Origin of the sequence: Novosphingobium sp. (assembly GCF_036820275.1) — a bacterium.
Lineage (GTDB): Bacteria > Pseudomonadota > Alphaproteobacteria > Sphingomonadales > Sphingomonadaceae > Novosphingobium.
In genome coordinates this window covers 76928-102387 of record NZ_DAISLT010000011.1, presented here as the reverse complement: position 1 = coordinate 102387, position 25460 = coordinate 76928, and the positions used below count along the sequence as shown (strand labels likewise).

Sequence of the window (25460 nt, the reverse complement as noted above, 5' to 3'; positions counted from 1 at the left end):
AGCCGAGACGCAGCGATTTCGCGAATTCCCCTCCGCGGATTCTATTTTTTTAGCGTCACGAACCTGTCATCGAGATGCGGCTATGGGCGCCGTTTCATGCCTTCGCGCCAGACAGGGAGCAGCACCCGGACGGGTGCCGCGCCCGTGGTCACAGAGGTGCAACCACCCGCATTTAAGGGCCGCCGAAAGTGTCTCTCGGAGTGTCGCGAATGAGCAAGCCCATCGGTGCCGGTGCACAGCCGGACACTGAAGACGAGTGCAGGGGCGACCAGCACAGGCGGGCTTCACCGGGTGTCGTCGAAGTGCTGGAAGACCATCGCTCGACGCTGAGAAGCTATTTCCGCCGCCGCGTCCGACCGGGCGAGGATGCCGAGGATTTCGTGCAGGACGTCTACCTGCGGGTCATCTCGGCAAGCCCCGATCCGCAAAAGATCGCCAGTTGGCGGGGATTTCTGCTCCGCGCTGCGTCTAACCTGCTGATAGACAAATACCGGCGGAGCGAAACGCGGATGGAAGGCAGCCATGTCGCCATCGAAAACGACTTGCAGGACGAAGGAACCGACGATCCCGAACGCATATTGATCGGACGCGGTGAATTGCACGCCCTTTCGGAAGCGATGAAGATCCTCTCCCCCGCCGCGCGGGAGGCGTTCCTGTTGGTGCGGGTCGAAGGATTCAGCCACAAGGACGCCGCCGCTAGGTTGGGAATCGAGACCAAGGCGGTATCGCGCCATGTGGAACGCAGCCTTGCGCGGCTGGCGGCCATGCTCGCGGAGCCGCTGTCATGAAGTCCCCTGGCATGAAACCCGCTGCCGACGATGCCGTGCTGGAGCAGGCGGCGATCTGGCTGACCCGCGCCCGGGAGGGCATGGACGATGCCGATCGCGCCGCGTTCCTGGACTGGCTGCGCGAACGTCCCGAACATGCGGCCGCTGCCGATCTCGTCTCGCGGGCCTGGGATGCCGCACCGGAGGCTGCCCGGCACGGCGGTTTCGAAGCTGGCGGCTTCAGGGCTTCGTCATCCCCCGCTGCCCCCATTGCCCCGGTTCGCCGCAAGCCAGCAATGACGCCGCGGCATGTCGTGCGTGGCGGTCTGGCGCTGGGCGGCATGGCCGCCGCCGCGCTGGCGTTCTGGATGGTGCAACCAAGCCAATCCGGTTTTGCGACCGGGCAGGACCGGCGCGAGGTGGCGCTGGCCGACGGCACCCGCGTCTGGCTTGCACCCCACAGCCGCATCGAGGCGCGGATCGGACCGCTCGGGCGGCACGTGGAGCTGGAAAGCGGCGAGGCGGTGTTCGACGTCGTTCATCAATGGCGCGGCTTCACGGTCGATGCCCGCGACGTCTCGGTGGTCGACAAGGGCACCCTGTTCACAGTGCGCAATCGACAGGATCGCCCGGTCGCGGTCATCCTGGCCCGCGGTGCGCTGGAGGTCCGGCAAGGCGGCGCGATGCTGGCCGAGCCTCGCCCCGGCCAACGGGTGGAGGTCACCGGAGCGCAGGCGCGGGTCGACGAGGTCGATGCGGAAGCTGCGATCGCCTGGCGCGAAGGCCGTCTGGTGTTTTCCGACTGCACGCTGGGAGAGGCGCTTTCCGCCTTTGCCGATCAGGGCGCGCCCCGCGTCACCCTCGACGATCCGGCGCTGGCGAGGCTCCATGTGAGCGGAGCATACGCGGTGGCCGATCTCGAATCCTTCCTTGCCGGCCTGTCCTCCATCCACCCGGTACGCTGGAAACACACCGGCCAGGGATACGAGATCGAGTCGCGATGATCTGACGACACGGACGCAAGGCGCAAGACATGCTGCTCCGTCGAAACGCGGCCTTGGGTCGGGGCCTGCTCTCCGGTCTCGCCCTGGCGGCGGCGCTCGCCTCGCCACCGGCGCTGGCGCAGCGGCGTTTCGCGATCTCGCCAAGGCCGCTCGACCGCGCCCTGATGGAACTGGCGCGCCAGAGCGGGCGCAATATCGTCTTCGCGCCGGAAAGCATCGCCGGAATGGTCTCCGGCACCGTCAGCGCGGATGACTTCGATACGGCGCTGCGGCAGATGACGCGGAGCCTCTCGGTACGGATCGGACGTCAGGGCGCGGGGGTATCGATCATCCGCAATGCCCGCGCCGCTGGGGCAATCCGGCGCAAGCCCGTCCGTCCCGCTGTCGCCGCCCCGCTTCCCGCGCGCGCGGGAGACACGATCTTCGTCCAAGGCCTTCGCGGCACGCCCGTCGATCTCATCGGTTCCGCCGAACCTGCGCCTGCAAGCGACACTTTGCTCGGCGACCAGCCGCCCGCAACCGATCGCAACCTCGCCGAGGCCGTGGCGCGCATGCCGGGCGTGCTGACGCTGACCACCAATCTCCAGGGGGATCTCGGCGGAAACGACCGCGCGGCGCGCGCCGAAGGACAGTTTGCCGCGATACGCGGCTTGGGCGGAGCCTACAGTCTTGCGACGATCGACGGCGTCGCCATGCCGCAGAGCCTGCCTTACGGACGCGAGGTTCAACTCGGCATGCTCCCCGCCTTCGGGTTCGCGGCGCTGGAACTGGTGAAGACACCGGGGCCGGAACGGTCGGGAGACGTCACCGGCGCCGTCATCGATATTCGGGCGCCTTCCGCTTTCGACGGCTCGCCGCAGGGGCTGAAACTGGTTGCCGCCGGCGGGATCGACACCAATGCCCTCGTCTATGGCCAGGGTGCCGCCAACAGACAGCTCGGCCTGCGCTATGTCCGCCGCTTCGGCGCGGGCGACCGATTGGGGGTCGCGCTTATCGCGCAAGCCGGTCGCCGCGCTTTCGCCAACAGCCAGCAGACATACCAGCAGGGCACGGTCGAATTCCGCATCGTGGATGCCGAGGGGCGCACTCCAGCCGGGATCGACCCGGCCCGCAACCTGCTGCCCACCAGCGTCAACGCCCAGTTCACGCGCGGCGTCACGCATAGCGCAAGCGCGATGGCCGCATTCGACTATCAGCCCTCGTCCGACCTGCGCCTGTTCGCGCGGCTGACCTTTGCCGGAAGCCGGACGGAACAGGACATCTACCAGTTGGGCTTCCAGAGCGGCAGCAGTGCTGGCGACATTACCCGCACGCCGATAGGCAATGGTCTCTACGAGCAGGCCAGCACGAACGGCGCGATCCGCTACTGGTACCAGACGAATCCAGAGCGCAGCACCATGCTGCTCGGCCAGACGGGCCTGAATGCGGCGCTGGGCCGAACCGACCTGCGCCTGCGCCTCCACGCCGGAAGCGGGGTGACGCGCCGTCCCGATCATGTCGAAGTATCGTTCTGGGACCCGGTGTCCACCGGGCTGGAAAACGGCGTTTCGATCGGCATGCAAGGCGGCTATCCGGTGCCGCTGCTGACCGCCGCAGATGCCCGTCTGGCGCAGGATCTTTCGCGCTTCCCGGTCCGCCTCCAGGGCGAGGTGCGCAGCCAGCGCAGCAGTGATCGGCGCTTCGGCGGCGAGCTGGCGGCCAGCCGTCGCTCCGAAACCGGCGCCTTGCGATTGATCGAAACCGGCATTGCGGTAACCCGATCCCGGCGGCTGGGTCAGGTGACGGATATCACCTACGAAGATGTCTTCGCGCCGGGCACGACGCTGGGCAGTAGCGGACTGACGACGGGGTCCATCGCCGCGATCCTGCCGGGAACTTACGATTTTGCGCTGCCGCTGGTGGATCGCGAGCGGCTTCTTGAACGTATCCGTTCGGCCTCCGAGCCCGACCTCTCGCCCGACGAACGCAACGGCCAGAGCTTCGCCGTTTCCGAAACCGTCGCGGCGCTCTACGCGCGGGCGCGGATCGCTGCGGGTCCCTTCATTCTCACGCCCGGACTGCGCGCGGAACAGGCCTGGATCGACGCCCGCTACTGGGTGACCGGCAATGACGGTGTCGACACGGGCGGTATCGATTATGGCTGGAACCGCAGCCGCGCGCAGTTCGGTGCGCTGCTGCCCAGCATCGGCCTGCGCTGGAACCCGGACGCCCGGCGCGCGATGCGGGCGACGCTCTGGACCAGCTATGTCAGGCCCTCCCCCAGCCAGCTTGCGGGAAGCGCCACGGTGGAGAATTCCGCGACCGGGGCGCTCGAACTGATCCGGGGCAATCCCGATCTTCGCGCGGTCCGGGCGCTCAATTTCGACTGGTCGTTCGAATGGCGCGCCCCTGACGATGCGCGCTTCAGCGTGGCGTTCTTTGCCAAGCGCCTGGCGCATTATCTTTACGATGCCGGAGGCGACTACGCCAATGCAGCAGGCAGCAGCGAAACCGGCGTGATCGTGATCGAGCCGACCAACGGCGGCACGGCACGCCTGATGGGTATCGAGTTCAGCGGAAACCTGCCGTTGGGACGGCTGCACAGTGCCTTCGACGGCTGGCGGATCTCCGCGCAGACGACCTTGCTCCATGCCCGGGTGCACCTGAAGAACCCGCGCCTCGATCCGGTCGAGCACATGCAATATGCGCCGGAGCGCAACCTTTCGGTCGAGCTGGGCTATCGCGGCAGCGGGTGGTCGGGCGCAGTGACCGGGCGATGGACCGGCCGCTATCTCCAGCAATACGGTCTCTTCGGACTATCGGAGTCCGGCAATTCGGTGCTGGATGGCTCGGCGCTCGACATCTGGGTGCAGCCCTCCAGCCAGATCGATATCAATCTCGGCTATGATGCCGCGGCAATCGGCACGATCCGGTTCTTTGTCCGCAATCTGCTGGCGGCCGACGCCTATCGCAGCACGGTGGGGCGCCATGCCGGCCCAGTCGGGCAGCGGATCGCAACCGGGCGGGTGATAGGCCTGCGGATCGACAGGAGTTTCTGAAATGCGTCGCTTCCTCTTCCTTGCGGCGCTGCTGCTGTTACCGACCGGGGCGCAAGGCCAGACTTCGCCCGATGCCGCGATGTCACAAGTGGCGGAAAGGTCACCCCTGTTCCAGCAAGCGCGGCGGACCGTCATCAAGGCCATCGACAGTCTGAGTGATGCCGAAGCCCGCCGACTGACACGCGCGGCGCTGCTTGCCCCGGACGACTGTGTGCAGCATCGCGTCGGCCTCGATTCCGAAAAGCAGCGGAAAATCGTCGAAGCATTGGTGGCCCAAGGTTTCCTCGACGATCGTCATCAGACAGCGGCAGGTATGGAAGAGGCCCGCAAGATGCTGTTTCCGCCGCTGCTCGACGATAGTGAGGCGTGTCCCCGTCTGGCGACGCCGGTTCTCACCGCACCGGGCGGAAACAGCGGATCGCATCATAGCTGGCCTGGTGGGCTTGCCGAGCATATCGCCACGAATCTCGCGAGCGGCACCGCGCTTATCCGCGCCTATCGCTCGGAACGCGCGCAGATCGACCGCGACAGCGTCGTGGGCGCAATTCTCTGGCACGACTGGGCCAAGGCCCTGGTGCTACATTGGCAAGCAGATGGAAATACCGCCCCCGAACTTCGCGTCGCGGGAACGGGCGCGCATCACATTCTCGGGCTTGCGGAGGCCATGCGTCGTGGGCTGCCCGCACGCTGGGTTGCTGCGCAAGCGTGTGCGCATGCGGCACCGGAAGGCGAAGATCGCGACCGCGTATCGGACTGGATCGACGCGGCGGCCATCATCGCTGGAAAAGATCCTGCACTCTTTCCCGTCCAAGGCTCTCCGGAATGCCTGATCAGCCATTTATCCGATCAGAACTGGGTATTCGGCGATGCTGCGATCGCCGCTGCGGAAATCAGTCTCGCCGCAGCGGCGCCCGAAGCGGGTTTTGATCCGGCAGACCGGCCGCGCTACAACCTGTGCTTTCGCAATCCCATGCTTACACGTCTCGGCGCAGATGCAATTTTCGCATCAGGTGACCGCCCTATTCCCCCTTTACCAATCAGGGAGACAAGGATGTCGCCGTGCCTAAGTCAAGGCGGCCTCTAATCGTCCGATGAGCCTGGAACATCGAGTTCTCGCTGCAACGGTGAACTTGCCCTGGGCTGACCTTCGGGCCCGTGATCTGAGGCGAGTACCGCGTGGCCGAAAGACCTGATTTTCGACCGACAAGCGGAATGCAATGAGGATTTCATTGGGCCGGCTTTGGCTGCGGCTGGTGCGAGCGTCGGCCATCAGTTCAAATTGAACCGGTCTGCCGATCTTTTGCTGTACGACCTGGCCCGTGCTCGAATTTTCCGATTGCAAAGATATCGCCAATCCTGATCTTCACCAGATCGCATCCGCGAAGCTTGCTGCTGATGGCGAGGTCAAAGAGGGTCCGGTCGCGCACCCTCCCATGCTGGTCGAGAAAAAAGCGGATTACCCATATCTGACGGGGCTTTAACGCTCGCTTTGCCCCAACTTTACGCCCGGCGTTCCACGACACCTGCTCGCGAGCGGCGGGACCAAACTCTGATAATCCCATAGCACATCTTCTGTGCCCCTGACGGCCATAAGCGCACCAGCGTCGGCGCCTAACGAATGCTGGTCGATGGACTTCCTGTCGGACCAGCTCTTCGACAGTCGTAAAATCCGTGTGCTATCGATCATCGACAACATCAGCCGGGTATTGCCGGCACTCGATGTCAGGATGAGTTACCGCGGTGCCGATGTCGTTCAAACCCTTGAACGGGCTGCGGCTACGCATGGGCGAGCGCAGCGTATTCGTCTGGACAATGGGCCGGAATTTATCTCGAAGGATTTGGATCTTTGGGCTTGGACGCACGGTGTCGTCCTCGACTTCAGTCGCCCCGGCAAGCCGACGGACAACGTGTTTGCCAAGTCCTTCAACGGCCGCGTCCGGGCCGAATGCCTCAACGCCTTTTGGTTCTTGAGCCTGGACGATGCTCGGGTACAATGTGAGGCTTGGCGGGTCGATTACAACGAGGTTCGTCCGCACAGCTCCCTCGGCAACCAGACCCCGATGGAGCACGCTTTTGTATGACCCAGGCGTAAATGCGAGAGAGGCACGCGACTTACTCTGGTCGAACGTTGCCGGAAGCGGAATGCCGTATCGTGGGACAAACCCGCCGTCCGCGAGTAGTCATCGCAACGGAGGGTCTAGGTCAATGCAGCCATTCGCAGTCTTGATTGGGAGGAGAAGCATTTCATTTGGAATTCGCTGATTATCGGGATCGTCGTTTCACCGATATGCTTCTCTGTCTAGCCTGCCAGTCGCGCGGAGCAGGGCGGCCTCTGCGACCAGCACGTCCGCTCTGGCCATGGCGACGGCAAGCTGCGCGGCGCGGAAGCTCTGGTCGGCAACAAGAATGTCGACCGTCGAGCGCAGGCCGAACCCATACTCCGCCCGCACGCCCTTGAGCGCGAGATCGGCAGCAGCGAGTCCGTCGATATTGGCGCGCAGCCTGTTCCTGGCCGCATTCAACGAGGCCCATGCGGCATCGGCGCCGCGCAAGGCTTCGCGCTCGGCCGCATCGGCCAGGAGCCGTTCCGCCCGGTTGTTGGCTTCGGCCTGCCTGATGCGCGAGGAGACAAGGCCTCCGGTCAGCAAGGGCACCCGCAGCGTCATCCCGATCGAGCCTGCGCCTTCGAAATCGCGCAGGTTACCACCCGAAATCCTTTCACCGCGTCCGTAAGCGCCGCCCAGATCGACCGATGGCGCACCTTCTGCCCGTGCCCGGCCAATTCGCGCGCTGGAGGCTTCGGCAACAAGGCGTTGCTGGAGCAGCAGCGGATTAGCCGCTTCCGCCGCGCGGCGGGCCTCCTCGATGTTGGCCGGAAGCATGGCGGGCGGTGGGACATCGGTTGTAAGCATACCCGCGTCGCGCCCTCCCGCTGCCCGGTAGGTCGCCGCTGCCGTAGCGAGCGCGCCTTCGGCGTCGGCCAAGTTAGCGACGACGGTGGCGCGCTGTGCTTCGAGCTGCGCCACGTCGGTGCGGGTCGCTTGCCCGAGATCATAGCGGGCGCGGGTTTCGGCCACTTGCGTGTCGAGCCGTTCGATGCCGACGCGGGCCACTTCCACCGCCTGCTGGTTGTAGAGCAGCGCCGCATAGGCGGCGACGACGCCTTGCAGGATCGCGGCTTCGGTGTCGCGCAGCCCTTCCTCTCCAGCGGCGACATCGCCGTTTGCTGCGCGCACCGCTGACGAAACACGGCCGCCAGTCCAGATCGGTAGGGCGACATTGGCGGTCAGTGATGCCGCCTTGCCGTAACCTTGCCGGTCGTAACCGCCGGTGCCGTCGACCGACAGTGTGGGCCGCGCCAGTGCGCGTTCCTGCTCGGGCGTTTCGGCGAGAGCCTCTTGTCGGGCACGGACAGCGGCAAGTTGCGGGTTGGTCTCGTAAGCCGTCGCAATCGCATCGCCGAGGGTTTCTGCGGAAGCGGGAGAGGCGAAAAGCAGGGCCGCCCACCAACATGCGCCGCCTCTATTCATGACGAAGCGCCCAGGCAGGAGCCGCGCGGCTGGCGCGAAGAGATTGTCCGAGCACCGTCAGCACTGCGATCACTGTCGCCAACAGGCCGCCGCCGATGAAGAACAGCGGCGAAAGCGCAATGCGGTCGTCGAACCCGGCCAACCAAGTCCGCATCGCTACGAAGGCCAATGGCCAAGCGAGCAGGTTGGCCAGCAGCACCGGGCGCAGGAACTGGCCGACCAGCAGCCGGGCAATATCGGCTGAGAACGCACCCAGGGTCTTGCGGATGCCGATTTCCTTGATCCGCATCTGGGTATTGTACGAGGCCAATCCCCAGAGCCCGACGCAGCCGATCAGCACGGCAAGGCCCGCACCGATGCCGAAGAACCGTGTCGCGTGTTCGTCGGCTTCGTAGAACGTTTCGAGTTGCTTGTCGGCAGTCGCGCCGTCGAAGGCCGTTTGCGGGACCATCCGCTGCCACAGCTTGCGAAGTCGTTCGAGCGTTTCGCGTGGATCGCCCTCGAACCGCACCGCAATCATCGGCGTGTCGAGTTCAGTAGGGTCGCGATAGTAATAGTAATAGGTCGGATCGTTCGGTTCGCGGGGAGACAGGAAGCGCATGTCCTCGACGACGCCGATGATCGTGCGTGGGCTGCCGCCGCCCACTGTCTTGCCCACGGCCTCCTGCGCGGAACGGAAGCCTAGCGTGGAGATGGCGCGGCGGTTGATGACGATGTTGTCTGCCTCGCCCGGGCTGTGCGAACGGGTATCGTCGTTGCGGTGGTCCTCGTCGAACAGACGCCCGGCCACAAGCCTCGCACCGTGGACTTCGAAGAAATCGGGGCCGGCCGCGATCCAGCGCAGCGAAGGACCCGAACCGGAAACGCCGGGCAGGGGTACATTCACGGCATTGTTCTCGCCGCTGCCGCCGACGGCGCCATTCGCGATGGCTGCGCTCTTGACGCCGGGCAAGGCGCGGATCGCGGCCATGACCGCGCGGCGCTGCGCGCGGTCGATAAGCTCGCTGGCGAGCGAGCGCACCACCAGCAGTCCCTCGCGCCGGAAACCAAGGTCCGACTGGCGGAGATGGCGGGTCTGGGCGACGAGAACGCCGGTGCCGATCATGAAGGCGATCGCAAGTCCGAACCGGAGGATTACAAGGGCTTCGCGCAGCCGGGCTCCAGAGCGTCCGCCACCCGGGCTTCGCGCCGAGGCCAGCACCGCAGCGGCGGGGAAGCGGGACAGCAGGATGGCGGGATAGAACCCGGCGAGCAGACCCACGCCCCCGATCAGCAGGACGAGCAGCGGAACGACCTCGCCATAAGGGATGGTGAGAGAGAGACCGCCGGCGGCATTGACCAGCGGCAGGCCGAGTTCCGCGAGGATCAGGCCGAACAGCGCCGCCACGCCCACGGTCAGAATGGCCTCGCAAAGGAACTGCCGAATGAGAATGCCGCGTTCGGCGCCGAGAACCTTGCGCATGGCGATTTCGCGCGCGCGCAGGCCCGCGCGGGCCGTGGCAAGATTCACATAGTTGACGATCGCGACCAGGAGGGTCAGCAAGCCGACGACAGCGAGCGTCACCACCGTGATCTTCCGAGAGGCGCTGGCCTGGCCTTCGGGCTCCAGATGGGCCTGGGCGATCGGCAGCAGCGAAAGCCTTATGACCTTCCAGGCATCCTTGCCCATGTCGGCAAGAGCGCGGCGGTTCACGAAGGCGGGCAGTTTCTGCGCGAAGGCGCGGGCTTCGGCGGGCGTCCTGAAACGCAGATAGGTTTTGACGGAACTACCGCCCCAGTTATACCAGTTGTTGTTCAGCGCTCCTTTCCGCATCGGCACAAGCGCCGTAAAGTCCATGTCGGTATTCTTCGGCAGATCGCGGAAGACACCGGCGACACGGTAGTTCTCGGTCTTGTCGATGCCGACCGTCAAGGTCTGGCCCAGGGGATCGCTCTCTCCGAAATAGCGGCGTGCCAGGGTCTCGCTGATCAGGATGTGGCCGGGCTGCACTAGAGCCTTTCCACTGCCGCGTAGCATCGGCAGGTCGAACACATCGAAGAAGGAAGAGTCGACTAGCGCGAGATCGACGGTATTCGCCACGCCGCCCCTGAAGATCGTGCCGCCTTTTTCCCCACCGAGAATGCGGGTGCCGGCGAGACCGGGAAAATCCTCTCGCATCTGCTCCAGCAGTCCGCCCATCGTGTAGGAATGGGCGCCGTTGAAGGGATTGTCGGGCATATTGAAAACGTTCTGGACCAGATAGATCCCGTCATGGCGAGGCAGCCATTTCTCGTAGCTGGTCTCGAACCGGGCATAGAGGCCGAGGACGAGGAACACCGCGATCCCCACCGCCAGCCCGCCGACATTCAGCGCGGCGTAAAGCTTGTGACGGGTGAGCGAGCGCGGCGGCTCTTTGCGACCGATGACAAAGTGCTGCCCATGCCGCCCGCGCTGGGCGATCGCGACACCAGCCATTTCCGTCACGACGTAGTTGGCGCATCGATCGGGTCGTGCTGGCTTCCGAAAGCTGCACCGTGGTCACGCTGATCGACATCGAGCAGGAAGAGCGTGCGGCGGAAGCGCGCGCGACGGCCGAAATGATCCAGATTCTCGGTCATGAACTGCTGAACGGGCTGGCCCCGATCGTCTCCTTGGCGGACAGTGGCCTTGCCGCGATCGACAAACCGATGCCCGACACCCCGCTACTACGAGAAATACTCGGGACATTGACCCGGCAGGCGGAAGGCCTGCAACGTTTCGTGGAGGCCTATCGCGTTCTCGCGCGCCTTCCTGCCCCCCAATTACGTCTCATCCCCGTGGCGCAACTTATCGAGGATCTTACGCGACTTTTTGCCAGCCGTTGGCCGCAAGTTGCAATTTCTGTAGACGTCGATGGAAATTCTTCCTGGCCGATGGACCGCGATCAGATCAGCCAGGCCTTAGGTGCGCTGGTCCAGAATGCAGCGGAAGCAGCAACCGCCGACCGAGGGGCAGGCGCGCGAGTTGAAATTGCTGTTCGCCAACTCGATCAGGGGTTGGCCTTCGAGGTCCGCGACAACGGCAATGGGATTCCTGCCGAACTCGAAACCATAGTATTTCGCCCTTTCCACACAACGAAACCTGACGGTACGGGTATCGGCCTCAGTCTCGTCCGCCAGATCGCCCAGGCCCATGGTGGAACGCTCTTAATCCATCGATCCGCTTATACGGTTTTTAGCTTATTATTGCCCAAGAAAAGCCGTGCTCTCCAGGTCCTTTACTGAACCATTCAGTGGCATAATGAGATACTTTGAAGATTCTCCGCTTCAAACAGCCAGATCGACCGATTCTGGCAAGAACGAAGGTTGACCCGCACAGCTCAGAACGACCGGAATGGGTCGGCGGCAGAAAGAGCCTGGCGCCGGTACTCCCTACACTTTCCAATGCCGACTTGCAGCTAAGCGCACAATCCGTCTCCACTTTCGATACACGTGGCCTCTATGTGCAGGATTTCGTCGAACTGGGGGCCGGGTTCAAGGCTCTGGTCGGTGTTCGGTACGACTGGTTCAAGCAACGAACGGACGTGCGCCCAGAACCGCTGCAACGCACCGACAAGAAATGGAGCCCGCGTGCTGGCCTGGTGTTCCAGCCGGACGACTTCCAGTCATACTACGCTTCATGGAGCACCAGCTTCCAGCCTTCCGCCGAGACTTTCGCTCTGGCGGCCAACAACACGGACATTGCGCCGGAGAAGACTACCAACAAGGAAATCGGCGCCAAGTATACTTTGCTGGACAACCGTCTGAACATCCAGCTCTCCGCGTTCATTCTGCGCCGTACCGGAATCAAGGGCAGCGATCCGGCAAATCCGCAAGTCGTCGTACCGATCGGCACCCAGCGCACCCGCGGCATCGAAGTCTCGGGCGCGCTCGATCTGCCTTCAGGCTTCCGCGCTATCGTGGGCTATGCCTACCTTGACGCACGTGTGACGGAATCCGCCAATCCGGCCTTCGTGGACAAGGGCGCCACGCTGACCCCGAAGAACGCCGCCAATGCCTTCATCACCAAGAGCTTCGGCGAGAAGTTCGGCATCGGCGCCGGCGCCAACTACGTCGGCAATCGCTGGGCCGACCCGGCCAACACCACTGTGCTGGAACACTACTTCACGGCAGACGCCATGGCCTGGACGCGAGTGGGGCCAGCCCGGTTGCAGATCAACGTCTACAACCTGTTCGACAAGAACTACATCGTCTCCGGGCATGGCACATCGCCCTTGCTCAACCTCCCGGGAGCACCGCGCACAGTTCTCGGCACGCTCCGGTTCGCCCTCTGAACCGTGCGAGAGCCCGACCTCTGCGGTCGGGCTCTCGCAACGCCAGGTTGATGACCGAGATACGGTCTCTGCTCGACCGCAATAGCCGCCTCAAAACCAAACACGGGTCATATTAGGCCGAGAGCTAATAGGCTCGCCTCGACAGCTCCCCCGACCCATTCCCGACGCTCAACCGCCGAAATGTGCTCCCCGGGACGCGGACCATCGCGCTGACCGTGGACGGCCTGCACCTGATTGACCAGCTGATCGTGCAGGCCCGCAGGAGCGAACGCCACCTTTTGATGTAAGCGGCCGTCTGCGTTTCGCCCCTTTGGGCATGCCTCGATCGTAGCTACAGATTTCAAAGCTCGTGCGCTCGGCAAGCCGATGCTTCAATCTGCAGGGTGTCTATTGAGAAGGAGCCATCAGCTTCGATCCCAAAATAGGTGGCCGTTTGTGCTGCGGCCAGCTGTTGGAGTGATCGAATGGCCGTCCGATGTGCCTCCAAGGTCTGCATTCGGCCAACCCAAGATTCATAGTCCATCCGGATGCGACGCTTCTCGCAACGATGCACCCGAAAACCTGCGCGGGACAACGCAGCAGCCCACTCGGCCTCGCTATAATTCCGAACATGCGACGGGTCGCGAAGGAGTTCGACCGCCTGCAGATGCGTGTCGAATGCCGGAACGGCCGGTGAAACGACATCGACGAAGATCGCCGGACTACCCGGCTTGAGTACACGCCGGGCTTCCCGCAGGCCTGCTTCCCAATCGCGCCAGTGATGCGCCGAATAGCGGCAGGCTGCCAGCTCGAAAGATGCATCATCGAAGGGCAAGCGCTCAACGGACGCGTTCATCGTCTCGATGTTTGACAGGCCCCGTTCGCGTGCCGTCTTTGCAACGACCTCGAGCATGGCCGAGGATAAATCGACGGCGACGACGGAACGCGCATGCTGCGCGAGCCGATAGGCAACATGCCCACCTCCTGTACCAATATCCAGCGCCCGATCGGGGCGCACACGCGCGCAGATTTGAGCCAACGCGTCGAGATCCTCTCCGGAAGAGTGGACGCTGCTCGAGACATAGGCCGCGGCCTGACTGCCAAACTGCGTTTCTACGACGGCATCATGAGAACGGATCATATCGTTTCCTCCTTGACCCGCCTCGTGCCACTCTTTTAGCCTGGTACAAGATAACCGTTTATCCTGTTATAAGGACTCCCATGAACAGCGAGGAACAACGCAAACTTCTCGGAAGCTTCATCCGATCGCATCGTGAGCGGATAAAGCCCGATGTAGAGGTCCGCCGTCGGCGGACGCCGGGGCTGCGCCGCGAGGAACTGGCGACGCGTGCCGGGATCGGTGTGACTTGGTGCGCTTGGATCGAGCAAGGTCGCGATGTCGGTGTCTCCGCTGAGACACTCGCTCGCATTGCAAAGGCGCTATCGCTTACGCCAGCGGAGCGTGCGTATCTTTTCGAACTGGGCGGTCGCCGCGATCCCGCAGGCCCCCCCGTCTCGCCAATTGACTCGGCTCCCGCCTCCGTGGCCGCGCTTGTCATGACGCTGTCGGTTCCTGCCTATGGACTTGATAGGCTCTGGAATGCGAGTTGCTGGAACCCGGCAGCCGAGAATCTATTCGCGGGCTGGCTTGGCCCCAAGGGAGAGCGCAACCTGCTGCGCTATACATTTCTTTCGCCGTCGGCCCGGATTCTTCTGCCGGACTGGGAGCAGCGCGCACGCCGAGTGCTAGCTGAGTTTCGGGCCGATTGCGCACGGCTGATGAATGATCCCTCCCTTGACGCCCTCGCCAGCGATCTGCGTGAGAAGTCAGATCTGTTCGCCCACGAATGGGATGCCCAAAGCGTGTCGGCACGGGAAGGCGGTATCAGGACGTTCGTTCATCCGTTGGATGGCCCGCTCAGCTTTGCCCAGCATACCTTCAGCGCTGCAGAACGTACGGACCACAAACTGGTGGCCCTGATACCTGTTTTGAAGATGACCCCTTGAGGGTTGGCCTGACACATGATTCTTCCCAGTGCCCCCGCCAAGAGCGAAGAAACCCGTTCACGTCCTGGAGCAGTTGGCCGCTAAACACTCCGCTCGCATGTTCCCGTCGCCTGCATTGCTTCCGTCCACGACGGAGACACCGTCCGCCTCTGCGGCGGTGAGCGGGTGCGCCTCTCAGTCAACGGGCGGGATGCGGGCAACTATCTCATTTCGGCGGGTCTGGCGCGACCGTGGCAATGACCTCGCACATCAAGATCGCGCTCTGGGTTCTGCTTAGCTTTGCCCTCGGTGTCGCCCAGACACTTTGGGAGCGCAGAACGAGGTGCCCCTTGCACCGGATCGCAGCGCTATGCTGCCGTTCGTTCAATCTCGTGGCTCACTTCGCTCCGGCGATGATTCCGCCCGCCACTTCTGCATTCTTGTTCCAAACATGGCGGAAACCGGGAGGTGCCGGTCGCGAGAAAGGCGATTGTCTTTGCGCCGTTGCAACACGGCGTTGACCACGCCTCTGCGAATTGGCTTAATCGAACTTCTTGGTTCGAATAAATCTCGAGCAAGGCGATGGGCGCCGTAAGAGCGCCGATGGGAGATGGCATGGATCAGTTCGCTACAGGAAAAGTGGTCGTCGTGTTTCGGCGAGGATCGACAGGCCATCCGCGGAAGGTGGGGAGCACTTGGGTCGCGCCCGTCAGCCGGCGCTTGAATTCCAGTCGGCCCGGGCCTGCACGCCAGCGGGATCTCCCACACCGATCCCACTGAGCACGCTGATAGATTTATATACCAGGGAACGGCACATGGCCCGCAGAATCCTACGCGTTATTCTCATCGTCGTTGGACTGCTCTTGGCAGTTCTTGCAATCCAGGCATTCCGCTACCGTGACACGATCCAGCGTGTGTTTCTGGGCGGAGTGAAGGTCTACGAAACGCAGGCACCGCGGCTGCCGGCCAATTTACCGAGGCCAGCGATCCTGGTCTTTTCGAAGACGAATGCCTTTCGGCATGCAGATGCCATTCCGGCGGCGAACTCCTTGTTCAGGCAGATCGCGCACGACAAGGGGTGGGGTTATTTCCAGACCGAGAACGGAGCGTCGTTCCGACCCGACATTCTCTCTCACTTCGATACAGTGGTCTTCAACAACGTAAGCGGGGATGTCTTTACCCCGGATCAGCGTTTGGCGTTTGAGACCTTCGTCAAAAACGGTGGCGGCTTTCTCGGGATTCATGCGGCAGGGGACAATTCGCATGAAGCCTGGCCCTGGTACGCTGACAATCTGATCGGGGCCAGGTTCACGATGCACACCATGTCTCCCCAGTTCCAGACCGCGACTGTCAATCTTGACGATCGAACCAGTCCGGTTCTGGCCAGCTTGCCGCCAAGTTGGAAGCATAACGAGGAATGGTACGCCTTTGCCGCATCGCCTCGACTAAAGGGATACCATGTCCTGATGACGGTCGATGAGCGCACCTACAACCCCGAAGGCATGTTCGGGAAAGATCTGCGCATGGGCAACGATCATCCGGTGATCTGGTGGCATTGCGTGGGGAAAGGCCGCGCTCTCTATTCGGCGCTGGGGCATCGGCCTGAAGCGTTTCGCCAGAAGGAATATGTTCGCCTGCTTGCCAATGCCGTATCCTGGACCACGCGCACCTGCCGCTTCGCGAGACGATAGGGTGCCTCAGGGCAATCGGATATCGGGGTTGGTTGACCATCGGGGCCTTCGGACGCTCTCTCCCCGAGCTGGCTGCCGCAACGCGGGTGTGGCGCGATTTCTTTTCAAGCCCCGAGGAGGTCTACTCGGACGGCTACGATCTTATCCGGCAGAGTTGGGAGGAAGCACAATGAGCGAAACATTTTCCAGGGATCGCCGCATGCTGCTGGGAAGCATCGCGGTGCTTCTCGGCGTGAGTGTCCTTCCTGCAGATGTGCTGAGTAGCGTGGTCAAAACAGACAAGCACGCGCTGCCAGCGGCAAGTTTCACCCTGTTGGAAGCCGTCAGTGACACGTTCGTTCCGGCTACCGACACCCCGGGGGCCGTGCTGGCCGGCGTCGCCGAGAAGTTCGATGGATTGCTGCGCGACTGGGCATCGGCGCAGAGCCGGCAGTCGTTGATCGGCGCGCTTGAGGCTATCGACGCCGGAGCAAAGCAGGCCGAGGGCAAGTCCTTTGCCGCGCTCTCTCCCGAAAGTCGCAAGGCCTTTCTGAAGGCACATGATCTTGCCGCTCTCAAGCCCGTACCACGGACTGAGAAACTCACTGGCCTTGCTGCGATGAAGGCGCTGCCAGCCGTCGCCGATCCCGATTACGCAAAGTTGAAGGAGCTGATCGTCTCGCTCTACTACGGTTCCGAAGTCGGCCTGACACAGGAACTCGTCTACGAGCAGGTGCCGGGAGCCTGGGTGCCCTCGCTGAAAATTACGCCGGAAACCCGCCCGTTTGCTAGCCCGGGCCTGATCTGAACGGAGATCGAGACATGTTTGATGCAATCGTCATCGGTTCGGGCATGAGCGGCGGCATTGCCGCCAAGGAACTCTGCGAACGCGGACTCAAGGTCCTGATGCTCGAACGAGGGAACAATGTGGACCCGGGCACGGACTACACCGACAGTCTGATGCCATGGGAATTCCCCAACAACAACATGGTGCCGGAGGAAGAAGCCCGAAGCGACTATGCCATCCAGAGCCAGTGCTACGCTTTCAGCGAGGCAACGAAGAAGTTCTGGGTCAAGGACAGCGAGCACCCTTACTCGACGCCGGAGGGCAAGCCGTTCAGCTGGATACGCGGCTATCACGTGGGCGGGCGGTCGATCATGTGGGGGCGGCAGTCCTACCGCATGTCGGACATCGATTTCGGCGCGAACGCCAAGGACGGGCACGGCTGCGACTGGCCGATCCGCTACGACGATCTCAAGCCGTGGTACGATCATGTCGAGAAGTTCATCGGTGTTGCTGGCACCAAGGAAGGACTGCCGCAGCTTCCCGATGGGGAGTTTCTTCCCGGCTGGGAAATGAACGATGCCGAGAAGCAGTTCAAGGCGGCGATCGAGGCGAAGTTCGAAGGCCGCAAGGTCATCATCGGGCGTAATGCCAACTTGTCGGTGGCCCAGCCCTGGCACGAGGAGCTCGGGCGAAACCCTTGCCAGAACCGCTCGATCTGCGACCGGGGATGCAGTTTCGGCGCGATGCATTCCACGCTGACCTCGTCCCTTCCCGCTGCCGAGCGGACCGGCAATCTGACGCTCGTCACCGATGCGATCGTCCATTCGATCGTGCAGGATCCCAAGACCGGCAAGGCCACCGGCGTGCGGGTGATCGACCGGAACACCAAGGCGGGCACGACGTATGAGGCGAAGATCGTGTTCCTCAATGCTTCGGCCATCGCCTCGGCCGTGATTCTGCTCAATTCGGCAAACGAGGCCAATCCTCGGGGCCTCGCCAACGGTTCGGACCAGATCGGGCGGAACCTCATGGACCATGTCTATGCGCTGTCGACGGCCGGACTCTTTCCCGGCCCCAAGGACAGCTATTACAAAGGAAGGCGGCCCACCGGCCTCTACATTCCGCGCTACCGCAACGTCACCGAAGAGGCGGACGGCTACCTTCGCGGCTATGGGTTCCAGGGCGGCGTATCGCGGCTGGGTGGACGGTCCCTCGGGATGCAACCCGGCCTGATCGGCACGGACCTGAAAGCGGCCGCGCGCAAGATCGGACCCTGGATCGCCTTCATTTCGGGCTTTGGGGAAATGCTGCCCAATCCCGACAATCGGGTGACGCTCAATAGGACCCGCAAGGACAAGTGGGGCATGGCGATCCCGCATATCGAATGCGAGCTGGGTCCGAACGAAAAGGCCATGACCCGGCAGATCCTGGCGGACGGCAAGGAAATGATCGAGGCTTCGGGCGGCATGGTCATGTCCCAGGCCACCGATCCCGGCGTGCCGGGGCTCGGCATCCATGAGATGGGAACGGCACGCATGGGCAAGGACCCCAAGACTTCCGTGCTCAACCAGTACAATCAGGCGCACGAGGTGCCCAACCTGTTCTGCACGGACGGCGCGGCCATGGCGTCGTCCGGCTGCCAGAACCCTTCACTGACCTACATGGCGCTTTCCGCCCGCGCCGCCGATTACGCCGTACAGTTTCTCAAGCAAGGAGTGATCTGATGCGCAAGCTGCGTGGACCGCTGATCGCGGCGCTTTCTCTGGCGATCGGGGCGCTGGCAGGCATGCCGGCCTCGGCGAAGCCCGTAACCGATTGCCCCCTGCGAGACGCGCCCTTTTCGGTGGACTCGCCGCTGATCGACATTCTCCTGAGCCCCGCGGCCAAGGGCATCGTCGAGACCGCGACCGGCCGGGCGCTGGACAAGGGACCGCCTCGCTTCGTGGGCACCACGCCGCCGACCTTTGCGGCGATCCTCTCGCTGCGGAAGGCATCGATGTTCACCGGGATAAAGGCCGAGGCGCTGCCCGATATCGATGCCCGCTTGCGGAAACTGCCTGTCACCGCCGAAGATCGCGCGGCGCGCTGCGCGCGTTACGACAACGACGTGCCGACCTTCAAGCTCCAGGCAGGCAAGCCTCACATCCTGTTGTTCGAGAAGATCAACGGCTTCAGGGATGGCCCTTCGGTCGATGCCGCTCATGCCGTATTCGTCGCCATGGCCAAGAGGAAGGGTTGGGACTTGGTCGCCACCGACAAGGCGGGTGCTATCAATCCGGCGACCCTGAAGCAGTTCGACGCCGTAATCTGGAATAACGTGAGCGGTGACGTGCTCACCTTGTCGCAGCGCACGGCATTCCAGCAATTCCTGCAACGTGGCGGCGGTTTCGTGGGCGTGCACGGCGCGGCGGGCGATCCTTCCTATTTCTGGGACTGGTATGCCGACACCCTGATCGGCGCTCGTTTCGAGGGGCATCCCATGTCGCCTCAGTTCCAGGAAGCGCGCATCGCGGTGGACAGGTCCAGTCCGCTCGCTGTCGGGCTTCCCGCGGAGTGGCGGATGACCGACGAATGGTACTCGTTCAGCACGAACCCGCGCAAGGCGGGGGCGAAGGTCGTCCTCAGCCTTGACGAAAGCACGTATAGCCCGGTCGGGCCGATGAACACGGATCTGCGCATGGGAGATCATCCGCTGGCGTGGACGAACTGCATCGGAAAAGGACGGATGTTCTATTCCGCGATCGGTCATCGGCCGGAAACTTACAGTCAGGCCGAATATGTCACCTTGCTGGAGACGGCGCTTGCCTGGGCGGCGACAGATCGCAAGGCTTGTTCGGCCGGATGACGAAGGTCATTGCATTGACATGACCGATTGCACCGGGAATTCGCATTCGGGCCATGCGAAGGCGGCCACGAAAGGACGCGCGGGCCGCCCCACTGCCGCCCGCGCCGCCGAAATCGACCGGGTTATCCTGAAGGCGGCTCGGAAACTGTTTCTTGAAGTCGGTGCAGATGTGGCCAGCATGGATGCCGTTGCTGCGGCGGCGGGGGTTTCGAAAGGCACGCTGTATGCTCGCTTCACCAGCAAGGATGCGTTGATCGCGGCTGTTATGGACGGCTTGCTGGAGCAGATGGACAAGCGCGCCAGTGCAACCAATCATCTCCTGCCGAGCGAGCTTGAACCGCGCCTCAAGGAATATGCACGCAGGCTTGTCGAGGTCTTCAGCTGGACCGACTATCTTCATCTCGACCGGTTGATGGCTACGGCATCACGGATTAACCCGGACCTGAAGCGCCGGTGGGACCGGGTGGCCCTCGCCGGTTATGTGACAACGCTTGCGGACGAGATGGAGCGTGCGGCGGGACTGGAGGGCCAGTCCGGCGTGGACTGGAACTCGCTCGCGCAGCTTTTTGTATATGGCATTTCGGGGCGATACCTTGATGCTGTGACGAACGGGGACTTCGTCCGGGCTGAGTTCGACGTCTATTGCGCTACCGTAGTCGATGCGATCGTGGCTTGCGTGGGTTTCCAGCGGGAGCGCGGACGGTAATCGGCACTGTCGACAGAAGGCCGAGGACTTCTTCCCAAAATTGACTTCAAGCCCCGACTTTGCCTCAGCGCAGAACCATACTTGCCTCTGCGTCGCTGATGATCTCCTGAGCATCTGCTGGAAGGAGTAACCCAGACCTGAGATCATGTTCCACAGCCTCCTTGATCCGCGATCCAATGTCGGACCGCCGTAGTGACCACCGGATCGTTAAAGCAGGTCTTCTCACCTGTGATATCGGCACGGCTTGTTTTGATTGCCCGACACTGCAACGAAGCTAGAGGCAACTCCGCTAGGCGGCGAAAAGCGGACGCAGGGCAGGCCGGACCTCTGCCGAAGCAACTGGTTCGAAGTGGGAAAGAAATTCGGCCTTACGGGCAACAATCCGATCCCGCAGTTCCACGAGGTTGGCGCCAGATTTTCGGCGCTGTGCAAACATGCCTCCCGACAGGCACTCCTGCTCATGAATGTGCTGTCCGAAGATCTCGTAGAGCAATTTGACCATCCCCGCGAAATGGGTATCTCGCCCCAAGGCGGCCTCGATATCACCGATCAGTGTTTTGGCACGGTCGTGCTTGCTATTTGCCTGGAAGCCTGGTGGGAAAATTTCCTCTTCCAGCATCAGATGAATTCTTGCTTCGCTACAGATTTCTCTGGCGAGCATCTTTCTGCGTGATGCGGATTTTGCGTTATCGAATTGTCGAAAGAGGTCTCTGACCTGACGGTGATCGGCCTTTAACAGGGCTATGGCATCGGTGAACACGTCTGTCATGCGTCCTTCTCGTTCGGATCTGTTTTGTAAAACGTATCCAGGCGGTACACGTTGCCGGCTTCGTGCAAATCTGCGCTTGCGAGCGGACGGCCTGCCTTGGAACCCTCGATTTTTGTGACGGTGCCATTGCCACGCTTGGCTCCGGGGCAGACGACCCGGCCGGCTGCGGCCGGCCTCAGGCACCCGCCTTCGGCGGGCACCGTTGTCGAGGCGGCAGGTTTCGATCGCCTCTCGAGAACGACCACGCGGGGATAGCATTTTGCCATGATGCGGCATGGCCTCGTCCGGCCCAGCGGTGATTATCGTAATCTCGGCGAGACCGGCTATCAGACGCCAGGTGTGGAGCTCTGACGCAGACTGTCAAAGCTGCGGTGAAAGTTCTGCTGAAAGAACCGGGCCCAATGGGCCATGTTATCGCCATAGGCCTTGAGAGAGCCAACCATGTATGATGCGCTGATCTGCGTGGCCGTGCCCGCGTCGGGGGCATGAACGAGATCTTCGAGACAAGTCATCAAACGGTCGCGAGCTCCGGCGGCCTGTTCGACCACTTTGCTCTGGATTTCTTGTCCGCAGCTGAGCATGTGCTCTGTAGCCGCTTTCGCGTTGGACGTCATATGCTCGCCTGCCATTCGGGCCCGATCCAGCCCCTCGCCAAAATTACTGAACTCCGTCATCGACAATCCTCTGTTCCTGAGATCTGATTTGCAAAGGGTGCCACTGCGCACCTTATATTCATTCGCCGTCCATTACGGCCCACAACCGTTGCTGCAGTGCCTGCGATTGGGTCGGGGTCAGGGATGCGCGCTCGTTGCCTTCGAGGCGCGTCCACGACCGATGCGGCGGCGGTGCAAAATAGGTCGAGGCGTGCTGGCTCGACCGGCCCTTCCTCCCCGTGAAGCTCATAAGGGGTGCTCCTCTCCGCGATTGATCAGGCTGAGTTCGCGTTACCGGCCGGGTCCCACCTCCCGGACGAAACCGCTTATTCCGTTCTGCTGCCGTGATACGCTCTCTCGAGCCGGTAATACCGCCACCGTTATTTTGTTAATAGGGACTAACTATGTACGGCGGCGTACATATTGATGAGGCTCGGGTAAGGCCTGCGAAGCGCAGTAAATCGATCAGGTCTGTTAAAAAGATGAGATCTGTCAGGCCTTTGCCATTCTTCGTTCGCCATCCCGCTATTTGGAACCTCGGCTGACGATGGCCGTTGTAACGATTGCATAACATGTGCGAATCTCTTGGCTCGAGAAGCCGGGGGGAGGGAACTACCGATGACAGGCGGATTGGATCGATTGGGAACCCGCAACAGGTTGTTGCTCGGAATGACGCGCGCCGATCGTGCGGAAATGGACCGTATCCTCCACTGGGAACGGCTTCCCGCGCGCTGTTATCTGGAACGCCGAGGCCGACCCCAGGAAAAGATATTCTTCGTCGAGACGGGCGTGGTTTCCAACCTGGAAACCGGCGACATCTCGGAGCCAATCGAGGTCGCGGTAGTCGGACGTGAAGGGTTGGTTGGGGCAAGCGCGATTTCCAACCTTCTCCCGCAGCGAGACAGCTGCGTGCAGATCGAGGGCGAAGCGCATGCCGTCGATCGACGAGAGTTCCAGGCATTGCTCGCAGCAAGCTTAACGCTGCCGGGCTATTTTACACGCTACATCCAGACACTAATCGTTCAGCTTAGCCTGGCCGCCAGCGCGGCGGTCCGCGCGACGGTGCAGCAGCGTCTGGCGCGAAAGCTGCTGATGTATCACGACCGGATCGGCAACGACGATCTGTCCCTCACCCACGAGAATATGTCCGTAATGCTTGGGGTGCGCCGCGCGAGCATCACCCATGCCATCCATAACCTTGAAGCCGAAGGCTGGATCAAGGCCCAGCGCGGCCTGGTCACCATCCGCGATCGGGCAGGGCTTGTGCGCTATTGCGGCCGTTTCTACGGAGTTGCCGAGGCCCGTTACGAGGAAATCATGGCGATGCCGACCTGAGGGTGCCCGAATAGGCGTCGCCTACTCGGGCGGCCGGGCGCGGTTCGATGCTTCGTTATCTCGAACGGGATCATTGGACCGTTGTATTCGGATCACAAAGGATCTTGTGCCAAGGGCGAGCGAAACCGGCCGAATCACGGTTGTCTCGGCTTGCCTCAAGAGTGCGATCGTCGGGATATCCAGCCGCATGTGCGCGATCCAGTTTGCTCAGGCGTTCACGCGGGCCGAGTGCCGTGAGTTTCAGATCCGGCGATCACGTCGTCGATCATACGGTCGTCTTCTTCAACCTTCGCCAGTCACATGCTCACGCTCCAGCGCCGCTTTATCGCCGTCGCGGATGACGATGTTACGCCTTCAGGTAAACGCCGTCTCGGGGGCATCGCAACGCTTTTGCCGGAGCTCGTACTTCGATGCTGCCATATTGATGCTCTGCCGCAAACCAACGACTGGGTAGTCCTTGGGCGTATGCGCAGCCCCGCCGCGCGCAAGGTTGTCACCCATGGCACAGGCAAACATCCGGCCCGAAGAGTGCAAATCTAGCTGACCGCACCGGCGTCAATAAATAAACCTGCCACAGCCGGGCGATCGATCTTCATCGACGGGTTTTTGGGAAGTTCCTCCACGAAGCACCAATAGACCGGGATGTGGGTTGCCGGAAGCAGTGCGCGAAGGTGAACCTCGGCCTCATGTGCCGTGAGGGTCGCACCTGCGGCGCATTGGATCACGGCACCGGGAACCTGCCCCAATCGCCGATCGTCGACCCCGACCACTGCTGCCGCGCCAATCGCCGGATGCTGCATGAGCGCGCGTTCGATCACGTCGGGAACTAGTTTGAAGCCTCCACGCAGGATCGCACCATCGGATCGCCCCCGGATGAAGAGAAACCCATCCGCATCGATGACCGCAATGTCCGAGGTCCGTATCCAATCCGCACCGATGCGCGGCGACACGACTTCCAGCAAGCCCTCAGCTCCCGCCGGGAGCGGAGCCCCGCTCGCAGAATCGACGACCCGCAGTTTCGCGCCCGGCATCGCTTGACCGACGCTGCCGAGCTTTGATGTTCCAAACCGTTGGAGCAGTTCCAGGTTCATCGTCGCCACAGGTCCGCCGAATTCCGTCGCCCCATAAGACAGCAGAACCGGGATACCGTACTTTTCCTCAAAGGCTCGCTGAACGCCTGGATCAAGCGGCGCGGCGCCGGTGGCCATCACCTTGATCGACGCAAGATCTTCGCGCGGAATGTCGGCGTCCAGCAACATTTGAAACGCCGTCGGCGGAAGCCCGCTGGCCGCAGGGCGGTAACGAAGGATGAACTCCCGCCATGCCGGCAGCGAAAAGCGTTCGAGCAGCACTGCCGGTTGCCCCCGCAGCAGAGTGGGGATCGTCGAATAAATCCCGGAGATATTACCGATCGGGAAAAAGAGCAGGAACGGAACCGGATTTTCCTCTCCCTTTCGGGCGGCGCCGGCCATCCCGACGTTTCCCATCATATGCCGAGAAATCATGTCGAAGCTGATAGGGAAGCGCTTGGGCGGTCCGGTCGTCCCGCTGGTCAGGATCTCGACACACGGGTGTTCCGGCCCCTGGACGACACGCGCCGTTTGCTCAAAGCCCGGCAACACCGCTGCCGACATCTCCTCCAGCGCGATCGCGGCGACATCGTGCGACGCCAGGACATCCCGCACCTCAGTGCCGATATCCTGCGCCATGGCGATCACAATGCAGGGTTCCAGACGTTCGATATCCCTGGCGAGCGCCGCAGAGGACTGGAAAGCGTAGATCATCTGGACGCTGCGCCCTTCCGCCAGCAACCCCAGAAGCGCGGAAATCACCGCCGGATGGTTGCGGGCAACGAGCGCGACCGGCGCATCGACGCCTCCCCCTGCGATCCTGACTGACTGGCGGACGGCTTGAGCAAGCTGCGCAATTTCCATCCAGTGATACCAGCGCCCGTCGAACTCGATAGCCTTCGCTTCAGGGGCATGCCGCAGCGCCTCTTCCACCATGGTGGGAAGCGCTGTCATGGGGGGGCCATCGCCCGTGGAATTTCTCGAATCCAGCGCCATCCTACCCTCTGTTCAGTTTCGAATAATAAACCT

19 protein-coding genes and 2 pseudogenes are annotated in these 25460 nt (G+C 62.5%); 14 read left to right on the top strand and 7 right to left on the bottom strand.

What is annotated here, in order from left to right; genetic code table 11:
- Positions 1-209 precede the first annotated feature (209 nt).
- The 4 genes from V7066_RS11170 to V7066_RS11155 are packed head-to-tail and all read left to right on the top strand — an operon-like array spanning position 210 to position 5893.
- A complete protein-coding gene (locus V7066_RS11170; protein WP_334183117.1) occupies positions 210-788 on the top strand; it encodes an RNA polymerase sigma factor in 579 nt (192 codons plus the stop codon).
- Positions 785-1771 (top strand): FecR family protein, encoded by a 987-nt coding sequence (locus V7066_RS11165; protein WP_334183116.1) that lies wholly within the window; start codon positions 785-787, stop codon positions 1769-1771. Before V7066_RS11170 ends, V7066_RS11165 begins: the two co-directional genes overlap by 4 nt.
- A 29-nt stretch (positions 1772-1800) precedes the next feature.
- The gene (locus tag V7066_RS11160; protein ID WP_334183115.1) at positions 1801-4809 is read left to right on the top strand and encodes a TonB-dependent receptor; all 3009 of its coding nucleotides are present in this window, start codon (positions 1801-1803) and stop codon (positions 4807-4809) included.
- 1 nt (position 4810) lies between these two features.
- Positions 4811-5893: a hypothetical protein gene (locus V7066_RS11155; protein WP_334183114.1), complete on the top strand. Its 1083-nt coding sequence runs from the start codon at positions 4811-4813 to the stop codon at positions 5891-5893.
- 165 nt (positions 5894-6058) lie between these two features.
- On the opposite strand, the pseudogene V7066_RS11150 reads toward V7066_RS11155, so the two are convergent.
- Positions 6059-6371 (bottom strand): annotated as a pseudogene (locus tag V7066_RS11150) (tyrosine-type recombinase/integrase); the annotation flags it as partial.
- Positions 6372-6410: 39 nt separating this feature from the next.
- On the opposite strand from V7066_RS11150, the pseudogene V7066_RS11145 reads away from it, so the two are divergent.
- Positions 6411-6890: pseudogene (locus tag V7066_RS11145) on the top strand (integrase core domain-containing protein); the annotation flags it as partial.
- 198 nt (positions 6891-7088) lie between these two features.
- Here the strand turns inward: V7066_RS11145 and V7066_RS11140 are convergent.
- Together V7066_RS11140 and V7066_RS11135 are read right to left on the bottom strand one after the other, a co-directional pair.
- The gene (locus V7066_RS11140) at positions 7089-8339 is read right to left on the bottom strand and encodes a TolC family outer membrane protein (protein WP_334183113.1); all 1251 of its coding nucleotides are present in this window, start codon (positions 8337-8339) and stop codon (positions 7089-7091) included.
- Entirely contained in the window at positions 8332-10794 is a 2463-nt protein-coding gene (locus tag V7066_RS11135; RefSeq protein WP_334183112.1) for an ABC transporter permease, read from the bottom strand. Before V7066_RS11135 ends, V7066_RS11140 begins: the two co-directional genes overlap by 8 nt.
- A 35-nt stretch (positions 10795-10829) precedes the next feature.
- Between V7066_RS11135 and V7066_RS11130 the strand changes: the two genes are divergently transcribed.
- Both V7066_RS11130 and V7066_RS11125 read left to right on the top strand, forming a co-directional pair.
- Entirely contained in the window at positions 10830-11582 is a 753-nt protein-coding gene (locus tag V7066_RS11130; RefSeq protein WP_334183111.1) for a sensor histidine kinase, read from the top strand.
- A 26-nt stretch (positions 11583-11608) separates the two neighbouring features.
- Positions 11609-12631, top strand: coding sequence for a TonB-dependent receptor (locus tag V7066_RS11125; RefSeq protein WP_334183110.1), 1023 nt, complete (start codon positions 11609-11611; stop codon positions 12629-12631).
- 340 nt (positions 12632-12971) lie between these two features.
- Here the strand turns inward: V7066_RS11125 and V7066_RS11120 are convergent, their stop codons facing one another.
- Positions 12972-13751 carry a class I SAM-dependent methyltransferase gene (locus V7066_RS11120; protein ID WP_334183109.1) on the bottom strand — a complete coding sequence of 260 codons (780 nt, stop codon included), beginning with the start codon at positions 13749-13751 and terminating at the stop codon, positions 12972-12974.
- An 80-nt stretch (positions 13752-13831) separates the two neighbouring features.
- Between V7066_RS11120 and V7066_RS11115 the strand changes: the two genes are divergently transcribed.
- The 6 genes from V7066_RS11115 to V7066_RS11090 all read left to right on the top strand — a co-directional run bounded on the left by V7066_RS11115 (position 13832) and on the right by V7066_RS11090 (position 20604).
- Positions 13832-14617 (top strand): helix-turn-helix transcriptional regulator, encoded by a 786-nt coding sequence (locus V7066_RS11115; protein ID WP_334183108.1) that lies wholly within the window; start codon positions 13832-13834, stop codon positions 14615-14617.
- Positions 14618-15411: 794 nt separating this feature from the next.
- Entirely contained in the window at positions 15412-16287 is an 876-nt protein-coding gene (locus tag V7066_RS11110) for a ThuA domain-containing protein (RefSeq protein WP_334183107.1), read from the top strand.
- Between the two features lie 169 nt (positions 16288-16456).
- Positions 16457-17074, top strand: a complete 618-nt coding sequence (locus tag V7066_RS11105) for a gluconate 2-dehydrogenase subunit 3 family protein (protein WP_334183106.1) — start codon at positions 16457-16459, stop codon at positions 17072-17074.
- A 14-nt stretch (positions 17075-17088) separates the two neighbouring features.
- Positions 17089-18777 carry a GMC family oxidoreductase gene (locus V7066_RS11100; RefSeq protein WP_334183105.1) on the top strand — a complete coding sequence of 563 codons (1689 nt, stop codon included), beginning with the start codon at positions 17089-17091 and terminating at the stop codon, positions 18775-18777.
- On the top strand, positions 18777-19898 hold the full coding sequence (locus tag V7066_RS11095) for a ThuA domain-containing protein (RefSeq protein ID WP_334183104.1): 1122 nt from the start codon (positions 18777-18779) through the stop codon (positions 19896-19898). The genes V7066_RS11100 and V7066_RS11095 overlap by 1 nt, the downstream gene beginning before the upstream one ends.
- A 19-nt stretch (positions 19899-19917) precedes the next feature.
- Positions 19918-20604 (top strand): TetR/AcrR family transcriptional regulator, encoded by a 687-nt coding sequence (locus V7066_RS11090; protein WP_334183103.1) that lies wholly within the window; start codon positions 19918-19920, stop codon positions 20602-20604.
- A 289-nt stretch (positions 20605-20893) separates the two neighbouring features.
- Here the strand turns inward: V7066_RS11090 and V7066_RS11085 are convergent, their stop codons facing one another.
- Both V7066_RS11085 and V7066_RS11080 read right to left on the bottom strand, forming a co-directional pair.
- Positions 20894-21373, bottom strand: a complete 480-nt coding sequence (locus V7066_RS11085) for a hemerythrin domain-containing protein (RefSeq protein ID WP_334183102.1) — start codon at positions 21371-21373, stop codon at positions 20894-20896.
- A gap of 326 nt (positions 21374-21699) precedes the next feature.
- Positions 21700-22047, bottom strand: a complete 348-nt coding sequence (locus tag V7066_RS11080; RefSeq protein WP_334183101.1) for a hypothetical protein — start codon at positions 22045-22047, stop codon at positions 21700-21702.
- 597 nt (positions 22048-22644) lie between these two features.
- Between V7066_RS11080 and V7066_RS11075 the strand changes: the two genes are divergently transcribed.
- Complete coding sequence (locus tag V7066_RS11075) at positions 22645-23361, top strand: Crp/Fnr family transcriptional regulator (protein ID WP_334183100.1); 717 nt, start codon at positions 22645-22647, stop codon at positions 23359-23361.
- Between the two features lie 536 nt (positions 23362-23897).
- Here the strand turns inward: V7066_RS11075 and V7066_RS11070 are convergent.
- Complete coding sequence (locus V7066_RS11070) at positions 23898-25385, bottom strand: class I adenylate-forming enzyme family protein (RefSeq protein ID WP_334183099.1); 1488 nt, start codon at positions 25383-25385, stop codon at positions 23898-23900.
- Between the last annotated feature and the right edge of the window lie 75 nt (positions 25386-25460).

What these genes read in the sequence shown, in the direction of transcription:
- V7066_RS11085 (WP_334183102.1), bottom strand. Translation starts at nt 21,373, where the DNA reads ATGACAGACGTGTTCACCGATGCCATAGCCCTGTTAAAGGCCGATCAC.
- V7066_RS11090 (WP_334183103.1), top strand. Translation starts at nt 19,918, where the DNA reads ATGACCGATTGCACCGGGAATTCGCATTCGGGCCATGCGAAGGCGGCC.
- V7066_RS11170 (WP_334183117.1), top strand. Translation starts at nt 210, where the DNA reads ATGAGCAAGCCCATCGGTGCCGGTGCACAGCCGGACACTGAAGACGAG.
- V7066_RS11120 (WP_334183109.1), bottom strand. Translation starts at nt 13,751, where the DNA reads ATGATCCGTTCTCATGATGCCGTCGTAGAAACGCAGTTTGGCAGTCAG.
- V7066_RS11165 (WP_334183116.1), top strand. Translation starts at nt 785, where the DNA reads ATGAAGTCCCCTGGCATGAAACCCGCTGCCGACGATGCCGTGCTGGAG.
- V7066_RS11080 (WP_334183101.1), bottom strand. Translation starts at nt 22,047, where the DNA reads ATGACGGAGTTCAGTAATTTTGGCGAGGGGCTGGATCGGGCCCGAATG.
- V7066_RS11135 (WP_334183112.1), bottom strand. Translation starts at nt 10,794, where the DNA reads ATGGCTGGTGTCGCGATCGCCCAGCGCGGGCGGCATGGGCAGCACTTT.
- V7066_RS11115 (WP_334183108.1), top strand. Translation starts at nt 13,832, where the DNA reads ATGAACAGCGAGGAACAACGCAAACTTCTCGGAAGCTTCATCCGATCG.
- V7066_RS11140 (WP_334183113.1), bottom strand. Translation starts at nt 8,339, where the DNA reads ATGAATAGAGGCGGCGCATGTTGGTGGGCGGCCCTGCTTTTCGCCTCT.
- V7066_RS11095 (WP_334183104.1), top strand. Translation starts at nt 18,777, where the DNA reads ATGCGCAAGCTGCGTGGACCGCTGATCGCGGCGCTTTCTCTGGCGATC.
- V7066_RS11070 (WP_334183099.1), bottom strand. Translation starts at nt 25,385, where the DNA reads ATGACAGCGCTTCCCACCATGGTGGAAGAGGCGCTGCGGCATGCCCCT.
- V7066_RS11100 (WP_334183105.1), top strand. Translation starts at nt 17,089, where the DNA reads ATGTTTGATGCAATCGTCATCGGTTCGGGCATGAGCGGCGGCATTGCC.
- V7066_RS11105 (WP_334183106.1), top strand. Translation starts at nt 16,457, where the DNA reads ATGAGCGAAACATTTTCCAGGGATCGCCGCATGCTGCTGGGAAGCATC.
- V7066_RS11155 (WP_334183114.1), top strand. Translation starts at nt 4,811, where the DNA reads ATGCGTCGCTTCCTCTTCCTTGCGGCGCTGCTGCTGTTACCGACCGGG.
- V7066_RS11110 (WP_334183107.1), top strand. Translation starts at nt 15,412, where the DNA reads ATGGCCCGCAGAATCCTACGCGTTATTCTCATCGTCGTTGGACTGCTC.
- V7066_RS11160 (WP_334183115.1), top strand. Translation starts at nt 1,801, where the DNA reads ATGCTGCTCCGTCGAAACGCGGCCTTGGGTCGGGGCCTGCTCTCCGGT.
- V7066_RS11075 (WP_334183100.1), top strand. Translation starts at nt 22,645, where the DNA reads ATGACAGGCGGATTGGATCGATTGGGAACCCGCAACAGGTTGTTGCTC.